This window comes from Nonlabens sp. (assembly GCF_051251825.1).
Lineage (GTDB): Bacteria > Bacteroidota > Bacteroidia > Flavobacteriales > Flavobacteriaceae > Nonlabens.
On record NZ_JBPOGG010000005.1, the window covers coordinates 60,570 to 75,894 of the forward strand.

The following is a 15,325-nucleotide window of genomic DNA, read 5'->3' on the forward strand; positions in this document are numbered from 1 at the left end:
AACGTTGATTGAGCTCTAATTAATTTTTACAGATTCGATACCGAATGAGTTCTCCATTAGATGATTCTCGTATAATTCTATTTCTTTAAAATTTATATAGTTTTCTCTAAGTATTTCAATTATTTTTATTTTTAGTTTATCACTTGTATTTACTCCAAAATAGACTGATTTTAATCTATTTGGAGAATATTTTCTTTTTCTAGAACTTGGATTAGTAGGGTCAATATTATCTACAATCGATCTGTACTCATTTTCGTAACTCCATTCTTCTGACTTACTATACGTTAAATGAAATTCTGAATCCTTAACATTATCATAGTAATTTGTTTTATTAAAATCTTTGATATAATTCACTGGATATAGTTCTTCCTCTTTTTTTATAAACTCTAAACAATAACCTTTATGACTATTGGAGTAATGCGACCACATTAATATTGAATCTTTCTTAGTCGTAAAGCAACAAATCCCAATATTATCAAGTCTGTTTTTGAATAACTCTTTCTTTTTCTTATTAGTCTTTTTAAATTTACCGTTTTTTTTAAACGAAACTAAATTAATGTTACAATCAAAGGGATCATTAAATGATTTAAAACTGCTATAGTATAAATACTTATTTTTCAGAGCATCTAGATTTAAACCCTTTTCGTCATTCGAATAGTATTTAAATATCGTTTGAGGTTGAACTTTTTGTTTGCGTAATCTCAAAAGAACACCTTCTGTTGATCTTGAATAATCAAAACTATTTTTATTATCTAACAAATATTTCTCGCTGTCAATTAATTTTAAATAACTTTCAATAAAGGCAACTGTATCTCCGTCAAGTTTTGTGGTAGGTCTTAATTCTATTTTTAAATTTAGATAGTTTGCAATTTCACCAAATCGATTTAATGAAATGTTATGCTCTCTTAAAAACTTATTTAACCTTAAATTTCGTATCAATTCTCAAAATTTTAATCACTAATCAAAGAAGTGGTTTTAATATTATTATTTATAATAGCTTTTTTATTTTAACCCCAACAATTCCCCAGCCGCATCAAAAGGACTTTTCTTTTTACTCAACACTTCTTTTTCTAAAACAACCAATTTTTCGATCACTTCTGGTCGGTTATAGAAGTTGGTTTTAATGGCGTCTTCTACGGTTTGATGGAACCAGTAGAGTTCTTGTGCGTGGCGTTTTTGGGTAAAGCTTTGATTTGTGGTGGCGTGAGCTTTGTAGTTGTTAATTTCTTCAATAACTTCCGTAATGCCTATGCCATTCAAACCGCTACAAGTAAGTACTTGGGTAGGCCAGCCGTGATCTTTTTGTGGCATGAGGTGCACGGCGTTTTTGAACTCGCGTCGGGCATGTTTTGCGGCGAGTTGGTTATCACCATCGGCTTTATTGATGATAATAGCATCGGCCATTTCCATGATGCCGCGTTTGATTCCTTGAAGATCATCTCCAGCACCAGCGAGTTTGAGTAGTAAGAAAAAGTCGGTCATGGAGTGGACCGCAGTCTCGCTTTGTCCTACACCTACGGTCTCTACGATGATAAAATCGTATCCTGCGGCTTCACATAAAATGATTGCTTCTCTGGTTTTACGTGCCACGCCACCTAAGGTTGTTCCTGCTGGGCTAGGTCTTATGAAGGCTTGGTCGCTTTTGACGAGTTCTTCCATGCGTGTTTTATCTCCCAAAATACTTCCTCGTGAGATGTTGCTCGATGGATCTATGGCGAGTACGGCTACTTTCTTGCCACTTGCTATTAATTGTTTACCTAATGCTTCAATGAATGTCGATTTTCCCACGCCTGGCACTCCAGTGATTCCTAGTCTAAAAGACTTACCTGACTCGGGTAGGGCTTGTTGAATTAACGCTTTCGCGAAAGCGGCATCACTACCAGCAGTACTCTCCACAAGAGTTATCGCACGACTTAACGCACTAACTTGTCCAGCTTTCAGGTCGTTGAAAAGCTGACTTATATTTAGAGTTTCCTTATTGCGTCTTGCCTTAGGGTTGATATGAGATTTTGAGTCCAATTATGATTTTGGAGTTTTACAGGTTGCAATTTTACCGCCAATCCATGCCATAGGGATGTAAGCTAGTAATAGATCTGCTACGTTGAACCACATTGCTCCAGGATAGGAAACCACCATGATTATTCCACCTAGTAAAAAGAAGAATCCTATAGCCATGGCAAATTTCATTTTATGAGTTGCAGCAATAATACCAGCTACCATGGCACCTATTAAGGTTCCAATCGCATGTCCTAAAAATGGAAAAATGTAATTCTTAAATTCAAATTGAGAAATAGCTCCTTTTAATCCTTCAGGTGTAGTGATGTCGTATCCTTCTATAGGAAATACGGCGTTTCCAGTTTCTACTAATGATATGTTTACAAATCCACCGACTAAAATCCCTACGATTACTGCGATGATGTTTCTTAATATTGGGTTCATGATAATTGGTTTTAGGATTTAAAAATAGTAATAATAGTTGTTACTCCAGTCAAACCTCACAGGTTTCCAAAACCTGTGAGGTTGACTCCTTTACGTCATTTAAAAGCTCTTCGCCTAAGAATAGGCGAGGACAGATGATACTTCGCTTGCCGAAGTAATATCAGGAGTGGTTGAAATACCTTGATGTTATTATAATCTTTATAGATCTTCAACCTTTCCGACCAAAGTTCGCTGTCGCTTACTTTGCCCACCTTTCCTCATCTGAGGCAAGGAGCTTTTACAATCTAGAATGAAAAGCTTCTCGCCTTAGAAAAGGCGAGGACAGATTTAGCAGCTTTGCTGCAAATCAGGAGTGGTTGAAAAATGCTGATTTAATACTCAAAATTCTATTCTAACTTACAATGTTTCTTAATATCTCCTAAAACATGCTCTAACTCTTCAAAAACATAGTTGTTCTCATATCTTAATACAGTCAAATCCATTTCACTGAGTTCCTTATCTCTTAATTCATCTTTATTTTGCTGTTCTGTCTCATCATGATAATCTCCGTCTAACTCTATGATCAATTTGTGCTGAGCACAATAAAAATCAACGATGTAGTATTTAATAGAATGTTGTCTCCTAAACTTTATACCATGAAACTTCTGAGATTTTAATTCATTCCATAAAAAAGCTTCAGCTGGAGTAAGACTTTTTCTTAGACCTTTACGGTTCCTTTGTAGATTTCTCAGGTTATGGATAGGTTTGCGGCGATTCATAATTTGAAGATAATTAAAATTGGTGATTTGAATAATATTTGTGTTTTCAACCTTTCCGACCAAATTTACGCTGCGCTACAATTTGCCCACCTTTCCTTTTCTAAGGAAAGGAGCCTTTTTTGATTTGGTTTTTAAAATCTAATCGTTCACCCAAACATGCCGAAAGTTAAACTTTGCATATTAGTAAAAAACTATTGATTGAGGACTGAGGTTCTCGAAGTCCGCATTTCGAGAACCTTAATATTGGTGTTGGCATGGTATAAAACGGTTGTAAGAATGTTTAATATATTTTGATAAGCAAAACCTCACAGGTCTTCAAGACCTGTGAGGTTGGATTTAAAAAGGTAAAACAAAAAATGCCTTACTATTGAGTAAGGCATTTTTGAAATTATCTTTTCGCAATAGCGTGATTAAAATACTATCGTTCCAGAACCCATTCTCCTTTATTAATTAAAGGTAGAGCAGACTTATACTTAGTTTCTTTAGTCTCGCCGGTCATTATATTTTTAATAGTGACCTTATCATTACGACCTATTTTAGGTTGGTCACGTGTAATGGTCTCAGTAACTGGTGGACGTTGTCCTGCGCTACTTGCTCCAGCACCTACGGCACGGTTTTGTGCCGCGCGCTCATCACTATTTAAAACTTCTTCTTTTTGAGTAGTCGTCTTTTCAACTTTGCGCTGTTGAGCCTCTTGAATGGCTGTGGTATCTCGAGAAGGTAAATCTCCTTTAAACATAAAGCTGATCACTTCTTTATTTACCTTATCTACCATCTTTTTGAAAAGCTCAAATGCTTCAAACTTATAGATGAGTAGTGGATCTTTCTGCTCGTGAACGGCAAGTTGAACACTTTGCTTCAACTCATCCATTTTACGCAAGTGTGTTTTCCATGCGTCATCTATGATAGCAAGAGTAATGTTCTTTTCAAAGTCAAGTACAAGTGACTTTCCTTCACTTGTATAAGCTTCTTCAAGATCTGTAGAAACATTTAAGGTTTTAAGACCATCAGTAAATGGAACGGCGATGCGCTTGTACTGGCGCTCGTCATTTTCATATACATTCTTAATTACCGGATACACCTCTGCAGCAGAGCGTTCCATTTTTTCTTTATAATGCTGGTAAGCTGCTTTATAAATTTCTCCTGTGATTTGTTGTTCACTCTTAGAACCAAATTCTGATTCAGAAATTGGGCTCGTCATGGAGAAATAACGCATGATTTCAAACTCAAAATTCTTATAATCCTGTGCTTGTTTATTGCTTTCAGTAACGACCTCGGCAATATCATAAATCATGTTTGCGATATCTACCGCAAGGCGATCTCCAAATAATGCATTATAACGACGTTTATAAATTACTTCACGTTGCGCGTTCATGACATCATCATATTCTAGCAGTCGCTTACGTACACCAAATGCGTTTTCTTCTACTTTCTTTTGTGCTCGTTCAATAGATTTAGAAATCATAGAATGCTGAATCACTTCACCTTCTTTCATTCCTAGTTTATCCATGGTTTTTGCCATACGCTCAGAACCGAACAAACGCATCAAGTTATCATCAAGTGCTACATAAAACTGTGAGCTACCTGGATCTCCTTGACGACCAGCACGACCACGTAACTGTCTATCTACACGACGTGAATCATGACGTTCTGTTCCTATAATAGCTAGTCCGCCAGCGGCTTTTACCTCGTCAGATAATTTAATATCTGTTCCACGACCTGCCATGTTTGTGGCAATGGTAATTTGTCCAGGATCACCAGCTTGTGCTACAATCTCTGCCTCACGTTTGTGTTGCTTTGCATTCAGTACGTTATGATCTATTCCTGCACGTTGTAATGTTCTACTTAAAATCTCAGAGATTTCTACAGAAGTTGTTCCTATCAAAACAGGACGACCAGCTTGTTTTAAACGAGTTACTTCTTCAATAACTGCATTATATTTTTCACGTTTTGTTCTGTAAACTAAATCTTGACGATCATCACGAGCAATAGGTCTGTTAGTAGGTATTTCTACTACGTCTAGTTTGTATATTTCCCAGAATTCTCCAGCCTCTGTAACTGCAGTACCTGTCATACCAGACAGCTTGCGATACATACGGAAGTAATTCTGTAAAGTAATCGTTGCAAATGTTTGAGTAGCGTCCTGAATTTTTACATTCTCCTTAGCCTCAATCGCTTGGTGAAGTCCATCGCTATAACGACGTCCATCCATAATACGACCAGTTTGCTCATCTACAATCATTACTTGCATTTCTTGCACAACACCTTGAGGAGTGCGTTTTTCATGCGCTTGAACTACATACTCTGTATCTTTTTCAAATAAAGTATATGCTTTCAGTAATTGATTCAAGGTATGAACACGTTCAGATTTTACAGAGAACTCACGGAATAGCTCTTCCTTAGCCTCAGCCTGTTCTTCAACGCTCAATCCTGATTTTTCAATCTTACCTATTTCTAATCCCATTTCTGGCATTACAAAGAAGTTAGGATCATCAGCACCAGAGATGTACTCAATACCTTTGTCAGTAAGTTCTACTTGGTTATTTTTTTCATCGATAACAAAGTAAAGTGCCTCATCAATTTTAGGCATTTCACGATTGTTATCCTGCATGTAGAAATTCTCAGTTTTTTGAAGTAGGGTTTTAATTCCTTCTTCACTTAAGAATTTAATCAGTGCTTTATTTTTAGGTAAACCTCTAAAGACGCGTAGTAATTCTTTTCCTCCTTCTTTTTGATCACCATCTGCAATCAGTTTTTTTGCAAGGGCAAGAGTTTTAATAAGCTCAGTACGCTGTGCTTGAACTATGTTTTCAACAGGAGCTTTCAATACATCAAATTCCTGACGATCTCCTTGTGGTACTGGACCAGAGATAATTAATGGAGTACGAGCGTCATCAATAAGAACAGAATCTGTCTCATCAATAATTGCGTAATTGTGCTTGCGTTGCACTAAGTCTTTAGGACTGTGCGCCATGTTATCACGCAGGTAGTCAAAACCAAATTCGTTATTAGTACCGTAAGTGATATCTGCATTATAAGCAGCTCTACGTTCTTCAGAGTTAGGCTTGTGGTAATCAATACAGTCGATTGTTAAACCGTGAAATTCAAATAATGGTCCTATCCACGCACCATCACGTTTTGCGAGGTAATCATTTACAGTTACTACGTGAACACCATTTCCAGATAATGCATTTAAGTAAACTGGCAGCGTTGCAACGAGTGTTTTTCCTTCACCAGTTTGCATCTCAGCAATTTTCCCTTGGTGTAAAGCAGCTCCACCTATGAGTTGCACATCATAGTGAATCATGTCCCAAACGATAGGTTTACCAGCGGCATCCCATGAGTTTTGCCAGATGGCGTGATCACCTTCAAGGCTTACATAATCTTTAGTAGCAGATAAGATACGGTCTTGTTCTGTAGCTTCCACTTTTATGGCGCTATTATGGAAAAAACGTTTTGCCGTTTCTTTCATTACTGCAAACGCTTCAGGAAGTAATTCGTTTAAGGCAACTTCACCTTGCTCGTATGCAACATCTTCTAGCTTGTCGATTTCATTGTAGATATCCTCACGCTTATCGATATCTTCTTCGTTCTCTGCTTGTTCTTTAAGAGCAGTTATTTTTGCTACTGTGTCCGCTTTCGCGAAAGCGATTTTATCTTTAAACTCTACGGTTTTATGACGTAGCTCGTCTATAGAAAGGCTTTCAATAGCTGGACCTAGAATTAAAGTTTGATCAACTAAAGGTTGAATTTCTTTAATGTCTTTTTTGGTCTTGTCGCCTACAAATACTTTGAGTACGGAATCTAATAGTCCCATTATGTGGTTATTTAATTGGTTTATAGTGGTTTATGAAAACACACGTTCCAGTTGCAATATCAAAAAATTAAAGCAAAAAAAAAGCCTCTTACGAGACTTTTTATGCAGCGATTATCGCTATTAATATTCGTCCTCATTCCAGAGGTAGTCGTCGTCTGTAGGGTAGTCAGGCCAGATCTCTTCAATAGAGTCGTACATCTCTCCTTCATCTTCAATTGCTTGAAGATTTTCAACTACTTCCAGAGGTGCACCTGTGCGAATAGCGTAATCAATAAGTTCGTCTTTCTCAGCAGGCCAAGGTGCGTCACTTAAATAAGATGCTAGTTCTAATGTCCAGTACATAATTTTACCGTTTTAATTTTTGCAAAAATAAACTTATCGTGAAACTACACAAGTTATTTTTGAATTAATGATATCAAGATTTTAAAGAGCGTATGAGCCTTTAGAAATCAAATTGTTTTTGCTGAAAATACTCCTCAGTTGCCCCACGTTTTTAATACTTTTTTGGGATCCATTTGATTTCTTCTGCTTGTAAGTCTTGTGACAATTTACGTGCCAAGACAAAAAGGTAGTCAGAAAGTCTATTCAAGTACTTCAATACTTGTTGATCAATAGGAGATTGTGCGTGTAACTCGGCTGCAATACGTTCTGCACGACGGCAAACGGTACGTGAAATGTGACAGAATGACACAGATTGATTGCCTCCAGGTAGAATAAAATGAGTCATAGGCGGCAGTTCCTGCTCCATAGCGTCCATTTCGTTTTCTAGCATCGTGATTTTTTCGTCGTCTAATTTAGAGATATTGAGACGTTCTTTCCCGTTTTTAAGGATGGCTTTTTCTGGGTCTGTTGCCAGTATGGCACCTGCAATGAATAAATGATCTTGAATATCAATTAAAACCTTTTTAGTGTGCTCATTTACCGGTTGATCTCTTACTAAACCTATCCAAGAGTTCAATTCATCTACAGTTCCATAACTATCTATGCGCAAATTATGTTTAGGAACACGTGTTCCACCAAATAATGCTGTAGTTCCTGCGTCTCCTGTCTTTGTGTATATTTTCATAGGTTTAGGTATGTTAATTTTCTGTTTGCTTTCGATTTTCTTTAAGTCTCGATTTTAAGTTACCACGATAACTTTTTCTTTTTTCTACTCGTTTACTTCGTTGATGATTATTCAACCATATAAAAAAGAATATTCCACCGAATCCAAGGCTACCCCATAAAAGCATAACAGCTGTTTTTATTCAAATATAAAACAGTACTCTTAAAAATCCCATCTGTTCTGTATACATCTTCCCAAAGGGAAGAATTAACCTAAAGCTGACGGCTTACAACTACTAATTAAATGCTTGCTCAAGAAAATGACTGAGGACTGAAGACTAAAAGACTAAAGACTTACGCTTTTTCCACCGCATCCCAGTACTCATATGCACGGCGTAAATGAGGAATAACGATCGTTCCACCTACAAGCGTAGCAATAGAAAGAGCTTCTACAACTTCTTCTTTAGTTAAACCAGCTTTGTGGCTTGCTTCAAGATGATATTTTACACAGTCGTCACATCGCAGCACAGTACTTGCTACTAGACCTAGCAATTCTTTAGTTTTTTTATCAAGGGCACCTTCTGCAAAAGCGTTTGTGTCCAGATTGAAAATGCGTTTGATAATTTTATTATTATCCTCAAGAATGGCACCGTTCATTTTTTCACGATACTCATTAAATTCCTCTACTATATTACTCATAGGGTTATGCTGCTAATTGTTCTTTGCGTTTTTTGCGGAGTACAAACATCGATATAAAAATACTGAGCTCATATAAAATTAACACAGGTATAGCAACTATTACTTGACTCTGTATATCTGGTGGTGTTATAAGAGCGGCTACGATAAGAATAAGAACCAGTGCATATTTGCGATATTTTCTCATAGCTTGTGGTGTGCACAAACCTATCTTAGTAAGGAAGTATACAATTACTGGAAGTTCAAACATTAAACCACTGGCAAGAACACTGGCGCGTACTAGAGCAATGTAACTTTGTAAGTCTGGTTCAAATTTAATTCCTTCACTCAGGTCATAAGTTGCTAAGAAATGTACTGATAAAGGAGCAATTAAAAAGTATCCAAAAACAACTCCTGCAAAAAACAACAGCGAGCTCACGATTATAAAACCGCTAGAATATTTACGTTCGTTTGCTTTAAGTCCTGGTGAAATAAATCTCCAGAATTGCCATAGAATCCATGGGAAGGCAGCAACAAAACCTACAGTTATAGAAGTCCACACGTGAGCACTGAATAAATCAGACATTTTACGTGATTGTGGCATGAAATCTAGTTGAGGATCACAAAACTCACTTTCTACGCCTATAAATCTACCTACATCGCATAAAGCACCATAGGTAATAAAGTCTTTGCTCTTAGGACCAAAAATGATGGTGTCAAAAATAAATTCAGTAAAAATAAAAGCAATTATAGCTCCTATTAATATACCAATTATAGAACGTATTAATGACCAGCGCAGCTCTTCTACGTGGTCCAGAAATGACATATTATTAGGGTCTGCCTTTTTACGTGCCATGTTATAAAATTCCTTCTCTGATTAAATCATGAATATGAACTACTCCAGCATAACCGTTTTCATCAACGGCAACCAGTTGAGAAACGTTATGTTCTTCCATTACTTCTCGAGCTTGAACAGCCATATCGTCTGCAGCGATGGTTTTGGGAGATGTACTCATTATATCTGCAGCAGTAAGACTATCGATATCTTTACCTGTGGAAAGCATGCGTCTTAAATCACCATCAGTAATAATTCCAGTAAGTTTAGAATTGTCTACAACAACGGTCATTCCCAGTCGGTTCTCAGATATGTTAACTATAACTTCTCTTAAAGAACTACTAGAACTCACTTGAGGTTTTGCATTCTGGTCGATTAATTCTTGAACTCTTAAATACAGTTTTTTACCTAACGCACCACCTGGGTGATAACGAGCAAAATCTTTGTCCGTAAATCCTTTTAACTCAAGAAGGCAAATCGCTAGAGCATCACCTACAACTAATTGTGCTGTCGTACTCGTAGTAGGAGCTAGTCCATTAGGACAGGCTTCTTCTTCAATAGGTGCGTGAAGTACAAAATCTGCTTCCTTACCTAGAAATGAATCTTTATGACTAGTAATGGCAATGAGTTTATTTTCAAAGTTCTTTATAAGAGGAACGAGCACTTTAATCTCTGGAGTGTTACCACTTTTTGAAATACATATGACGACATCATTCTTTTGGATAATACCTAAATCACCGTGAATCGCGTCGGCAGCATGCATGAAAATGGCAGGTGTACCCGTTGAATTCATGGTTGCTACAATCTTCATTGCGATGATAGCGCTTTTACCTATTCCCGTGATAATGACTCTTCCTTGAGCAGTATGGATGTGTTGAACCGCTTTCGCGAAAGCGGAATCCAAACTATTTTCAAGGTTCTTAACAGCTGCAGACTCGATACGAATCGTGCGTTTTGCTACTTCTAAAATATTATTTTCAGTGTCCAAGAAGGTAATTTAGTTTTAGGGTTTGTAGAAAAAGATAAAAATCGTAAATTTCAAGTTACAAAGATAAGTAAAACGTAACAGCCCCATGCCAGAATCGTCTACAGGACTCGAGCAACAGTTAAAGAAGTATTTCGGATTTGATCAATTCAGAGGTTTACAGAAAAAAGTAATCACGTCGCTCCTTAACAAGGAAGACGTTTTTGTAATCATGCCTACCGGTGGTGGGAAATCTTTATGTTATCAATTACCAGCATTAATGCAAGAAGGAACTGCGATTGTAGTCTCTCCACTCATCGCGTTAATGAAAAACCAGGTAGATGCTATACGTGGGATAAGCGATCATGATGGTGTCGCTCATGTATTGAACTCCTCATTATCTAAGACTGATATACAGCAAGTTAAAGATGATATTTCAAACGGTATTACTAAATTATTATACGTAGCGCCAGAATCGCTCACTAAAGATGAGTACGTAGATTTCTTAAAAGATGAGAAAATCTCGTTCCTAGCCGTAGATGAGGCACACTGTATTAGTGAATGGGGACACGATTTCAGACCTGAGTATCGCAACTTGCGCAAGATTATAGATCGTATCGATGATCACATTCCTATTATAGGACTGACTGCAACCGCTACACCTAAGGTGCAAGAAGATATTCTTAAAAACTTGCAAATTCCTAATGCAACTACTTATCAAGCCTCATTTAATAGACCTAATCTCTACTATGAAGTACGTCCTAAAACGTCTCAAGTAGATGCAGATATTACACGATTTATAAAATCTCACGAAGGAAAAAGCGGAATCGTTTACTGTTTATCACGCAAGCGAGTTGAAGAACTTTCTCAGGTATTACAGGTAAACGGAATAGATGCCGTTCCTTATCACGCTGGACTAGATGCAAAAACTCGAGTGTTGCACCAAGATAAATTCTTGATGGAAGATTGTGATGTTGTAGTTGCTACGATTGCCTTCGGTATGGGAATAGATAAGCCTGATGTGCGATTTGTAATTCATCACGATATTCCTAAGAGTATAGAATCTTATTATCAAGAAACTGGTCGCGCTGGTCGTGATGGTGGAGAAGGAATATGTCTTGCATATTACTCATATAAAGACATCGAGAAACTCGAGAAGTTTATGGCAGGAAAACCTATTGCCGAGCAGGAGATAGGCCATGCCTTATTACAAGAAATGGTAGGATATGCTGAGACTAGTATGAGTCGCAGGCAGTTTATCTTACATTATTTTGGAGAAGAGTTTGATCCAGAGACTGGTGAAGGTGGCAACATGGATGATAATATGCGCAATCCTAAACCGCAAAAAGAAGCTGTGGATAATGTCAAGAAGTTAATTCAAGTGATTGAAGCAGCAGGACAACGTTATAAATCTAAGGACATCGTAAACATTATCGTAGGTAAATCTAACGCCATGATAAGTTCTCATAAATTAGATCAACACGATTTCTTCGGTAGTGGAAAAGATATGGAGCCATCTTACTGGACGGCTCTTATAAGGCAAGTTCTTGTAGCACGATATATTAAAAAGGATATAGAATCCTACGGAACCTTGAGATTGCTGGACGCAGGAAAAGAGTTTTTGAAAAGCGGTAAATCGTTTATGATGACTGAGGATCACACTTATCCTGAAAACGCTAGTACAACCGTAAGTGGCGCTGGACAAGGTGGAGCGGTAGATACAGCACTTGTAAAAATGCTCAAGGAATTGCGTAAAAAAGTAGGAGCACAAAAGAACGTTCCTCCTTATGTGGTGTTTCAAGATCCTTCACTAGATGATATGGCTACTAAGTATCCTGTTAACATGGAGGAAATGGCAAATATCCATGGAGTAGGAGAAGGAAAGGCCAAAAAGTATGGAGCAAAATTTCTGGAATTAATACAGCGATATGTAGAAGATAACGATATCACTAGACCTGATGATTTAGTGATAAAATCCACAGGTTCTAAGTCTGGGAATAAGCTCTACTTCATAACAAGTATCGATCGCAAGTTAAGTTTTGATGATATCGCAAGTGCAAAAGGTATGGAAATGGATCAGCTCATTGAAGAGCTGGAAAGTATTGTTTACAGCGGTACACGACTTAATGTGGGCTACTGGATTGATGAAATGCTCGATGAAGATCAACAAGAAGAACTGCATGAATATTTTATTGAATCAGAAAGTGATAAGATTGAAGACGCAATGGAAGAATTTGATGGCGATTATGAAGAAGAAGAGTTACGTTTATATCGTATAAAGTTTATAAGTGATGTGGCAAATTAAGTAGATCATTATAGTATTAAATAGAATTAAGCGTGCTTTTTCAAGTGCGCTTTTTTTATAGCTTCAAATTATTTCGCTTTCGCGAAAGCGTTATAAAACAGATATTTACAGGCGCTTGTCAATCAGTCATATATATTTTACGCAAACGTTTGCGTAAAATGGCACGGCATTTGAAACTTACCTAACAAGCGATCGCCGAAAAGCTTATAGAGTAGGCAAAACCCTAAATATTTAAGTCATGAAAAAAATGATACTTTTTATTGCAGCTGGTCTAATGATGATGACTACTGCTCAGGCAAATGAAGTTCTTGCTAGTCAAGACAATTTAAAGGGTGAATTAACACGTTACCGCAATGCGCAACCAGTTCTTTTTGCTCTCAATGGAATCGACTTTGCAGTCTTTCCAGATGGACGTGTAGAATTTGAATTACCACGTACAGTACAAACTTATGGTAATAGAAGTAGCAACCGTAGGTATGACCGCAATAGACGTTCTTATAACCGCAGCCGCGCTGCAGTGAGATACAATAGAAAAGGTCAAGTCACTAAAATAGGAACTACTCGTATTTCTTATTTTGCAAGTGGACAAGTTGCTCGCATAGGACATCTCAATATGGACTACACTCATAGAAGTGGAGTTTTGAATCAAGTAGGTGGATTACAAGTACGTTACAATCGTAATGGTAGATTAATCGCCGCTCGTGGTCAAGTAAATCTGAGAGACCGTTTAAGTCATAATCAAGATTTTGGTCATTTTCCAGATGATAACAGCGATTGGGATGATGGAGTATTCTTTAAAAGAGCAACTACTGAGTAATCTCAACGAGATATAAATTTAATAGCCACCATAACACTTCTGTTATGGTGGTTTTTTTATATGGAATTTATGAGAATGCTATGTACTAGACTTTAAGTTGATTGCCTATCTTTGCAGCCTTAAAAAAAGAAGATATGCAAGAAGGTATTTATGCAAAATTCAACACAACCAAAGGCTCTGTTCTAGTTCAATTACACCACGATAAAACTCCTGGTACAGTAGGGAACTTTGTAGCACTAGCTGAAGGTAACTTAGAAAACGATGCAAAACCACAAGGAACTCCTTACTATGATGGATTAACTTTTCACAGAGTGATTCCAGACTTTATGGTGCAAGGTGGTGATCCTCAAGGATCTGGTGCTGGTGGTCCTGGATATAAATTTGATGATGAATTCCATCCAGAATTACGTCACGATGGTCCTGGAGTATTGAGTATGGCAAATGCTGGTCCTGGAACAAATGGCTCTCAGTTTTTTATCACTCATGTCGCTACAGACTGGTTGGATGATAAGCATACTGTTTTTGGGAAAGTAATTGAAGGTCAAGATGTCGTAGATGCTATCGCTCAAGGTGATAAAATTGAAACTCTTGAAATTATAAGAGAAGGCGCAGCTGCACAGTCTTTTAACGCTGTTGAAGAGTTCCGTCAGTTTGAAGGAGCTGCAAAACTACGTGAAGAGCAAGCTCGCAAACAAGCAGAACAAGATTTAGATGAAATAGCTGCTGGGTTTGATAAAACAGATAGTGGTTTACGTTATAAAATTATCCAAGAAGGTAGTGGAGCACAAGCCGAAAAAGGCAAAATGGTTTCTGTTCACTATAAAGGTATGTTGCCTAACGGTAAAGTATTTGATTCTAGTTTTGAACGCAAACAACCTATCGATTTCCAATTAGGAGTAGGACAAGTTATCGCTGGATGGGATGAAGGAATCGCATTATTAAAAGTAGGTGATAAAGCAAGATTAGTAATACCATCTCACATAGGTTATGGTAGTGCTGGTGCAGGTGGAGTTATTCCACCAGATGCTACTTTAGTGTTTGACGTTGAGTTAGTAGGAATTAAGTAATTCCTCAATATTATATTTTGATAAGCATCAATTTTTAGGAATTGGTGCTTTTTTTATGCTGCTTTTAACCATTGCCGGCAAGCTGAAGTCTGCCGCTGTGAATTAATACTGTCGCCTGCGGCGTTCTTTCTATTTGCGCCGACTGAAGTCGGCTTTTTCTCGTCATTCCGCACTAGATGCGGAATCTGATCATTATGGAGAATAATGAAGATTCCACCTCATTATCCACCCTAAGATCCATTCAGACAATATTATAATCAACCTAGAAACCTACCCTTTAGGGCTAGGGAAAAGGTTTCGGCTTGTTATTACAAATATTGTGTACTTATTCCCTGCCGGCAAACTGAAGTATGCCGCTGTGAATTAATGCTGTCGCCTGCGGCGTTTTTATATTGCGCCGACTGAAGTCGGCTTTTTAGTTCCTAGCTGTGAATAAAATATGTAGAAAATGACTTGTGCTTGATCGCTGCTCAAATAGAAACTTCATTTCTTTTAACCCAACAACCCAACAACCCAACAACCCAACAACCCAACAACCCAACAACCCAACAACCCAACAACCCAACAACCCAACAACCCAACCTAAAAAACTCATAAACTAAAT

The 15,325-nt window shown here is 37.4% G+C and carries 13 protein-coding genes; 3 read left to right on the plus strand and 10 right to left on the minus strand.

Features of this window, described 5'->3' with window-relative positions; all coding sequences use genetic code 11:
* Positions 1–15: 15 nt before the first annotated feature.
* The 10 genes from ACSHWW_RS07910 to ACSHWW_RS07955 form a co-directional block, all read right to left on the minus strand.
* Positions 16–939, minus strand: coding sequence for a DUF2971 domain-containing protein (locus ACSHWW_RS07910; RefSeq protein ID WP_435681898.1), 924 nt, complete (start codon positions 937–939; stop codon positions 16–18).
* 63 nt (positions 940–1,002) lie between these two features.
* Positions 1,003–2,019, minus strand: a complete 1,017-nt coding sequence (gene meaB / locus ACSHWW_RS07915; protein ID WP_435681899.1) for a methylmalonyl Co-A mutase-associated GTPase MeaB — start codon at positions 2,017–2,019, stop codon at positions 1,003–1,005.
* Positions 2,020–2,439: a hypothetical protein gene (locus ACSHWW_RS07920; RefSeq protein WP_435681900.1), complete on the minus strand. Its 420-nt coding sequence runs from the start codon at positions 2,437–2,439 to the stop codon at positions 2,020–2,022.
* A 386-nt stretch (positions 2,440–2,825) separates the two neighbouring features.
* The gene (locus ACSHWW_RS07925; protein ID WP_435681901.1) at positions 2,826–3,197 is read right to left on the minus strand and encodes an endonuclease domain-containing protein; all 372 of its coding nucleotides are present in this window, start codon (positions 3,195–3,197) and stop codon (positions 2,826–2,828) included.
* 418 nt (positions 3,198–3,615) lie between these two features.
* Positions 3,616–7,014 (minus strand): preprotein translocase subunit SecA, encoded by a 3,399-nt coding sequence (secA, locus tag ACSHWW_RS07930; RefSeq protein ID WP_435681902.1) that lies wholly within the window; start codon positions 7,012–7,014, stop codon positions 3,616–3,618.
* A gap of 120 nt (positions 7,015–7,134) precedes the next feature.
* Positions 7,135–7,356: a DUF2795 domain-containing protein gene (locus ACSHWW_RS07935; RefSeq protein ID WP_036581376.1), complete on the minus strand. Its 222-nt coding sequence runs from the start codon at positions 7,354–7,356 to the stop codon at positions 7,135–7,137.
* Between the two features lie 151 nt (positions 7,357–7,507).
* A complete protein-coding gene (locus ACSHWW_RS07940; protein WP_435681903.1) occupies positions 7,508–8,080 on the minus strand; it encodes a cob(I)yrinic acid a,c-diamide adenosyltransferase in 573 nt (190 codons plus the stop codon).
* A 332-nt stretch (positions 8,081–8,412) separates the two neighbouring features.
* A complete protein-coding gene (locus ACSHWW_RS07945; protein WP_435681904.1) occupies positions 8,413–8,757 on the minus strand; it encodes a carboxymuconolactone decarboxylase family protein in 345 nt (114 codons plus the stop codon).
* Between the two features lie 4 nt (positions 8,758–8,761).
* Positions 8,762–9,589, minus strand: a complete 828-nt coding sequence (tatC, locus tag ACSHWW_RS07950) for a twin-arginine translocase subunit TatC (RefSeq protein WP_435681905.1) — start codon at positions 9,587–9,589, stop codon at positions 8,762–8,764.
* Between the two features lies 1 nt (position 9,590).
* Positions 9,591–10,556: a KpsF/GutQ family sugar-phosphate isomerase gene (locus ACSHWW_RS07955; RefSeq protein ID WP_435681906.1), complete on the minus strand. Its 966-nt coding sequence runs from the start codon at positions 10,554–10,556 to the stop codon at positions 9,591–9,593.
* 85 nt (positions 10,557–10,641) lie between these two features.
* Here ACSHWW_RS07955 and recQ point away from each other — a divergent pair, with 85 nt between their 5' ends.
* The 3 genes from recQ (at position 10,642) to ACSHWW_RS07970 (ending at position 14,721) form a co-directional block, all read left to right on the plus strand.
* A complete protein-coding gene (recQ, locus tag ACSHWW_RS07960) occupies positions 10,642–12,837 on the plus strand; it encodes a DNA helicase RecQ (RefSeq protein WP_435681907.1) in 2,196 nt (731 codons plus the stop codon).
* A gap of 238 nt (positions 12,838–13,075) precedes the next feature.
* Positions 13,076–13,654, plus strand: a complete 579-nt coding sequence (locus ACSHWW_RS07965) for a hypothetical protein (RefSeq protein WP_435681908.1) — start codon at positions 13,076–13,078, stop codon at positions 13,652–13,654.
* A 134-nt stretch (positions 13,655–13,788) separates the two neighbouring features.
* Positions 13,789–14,721, plus strand: a complete 933-nt coding sequence (locus tag ACSHWW_RS07970) for a peptidylprolyl isomerase (RefSeq protein ID WP_435681909.1) — start codon at positions 13,789–13,791, stop codon at positions 14,719–14,721.
* Positions 14,722–15,325: the final 604 nt, after the last annotated feature.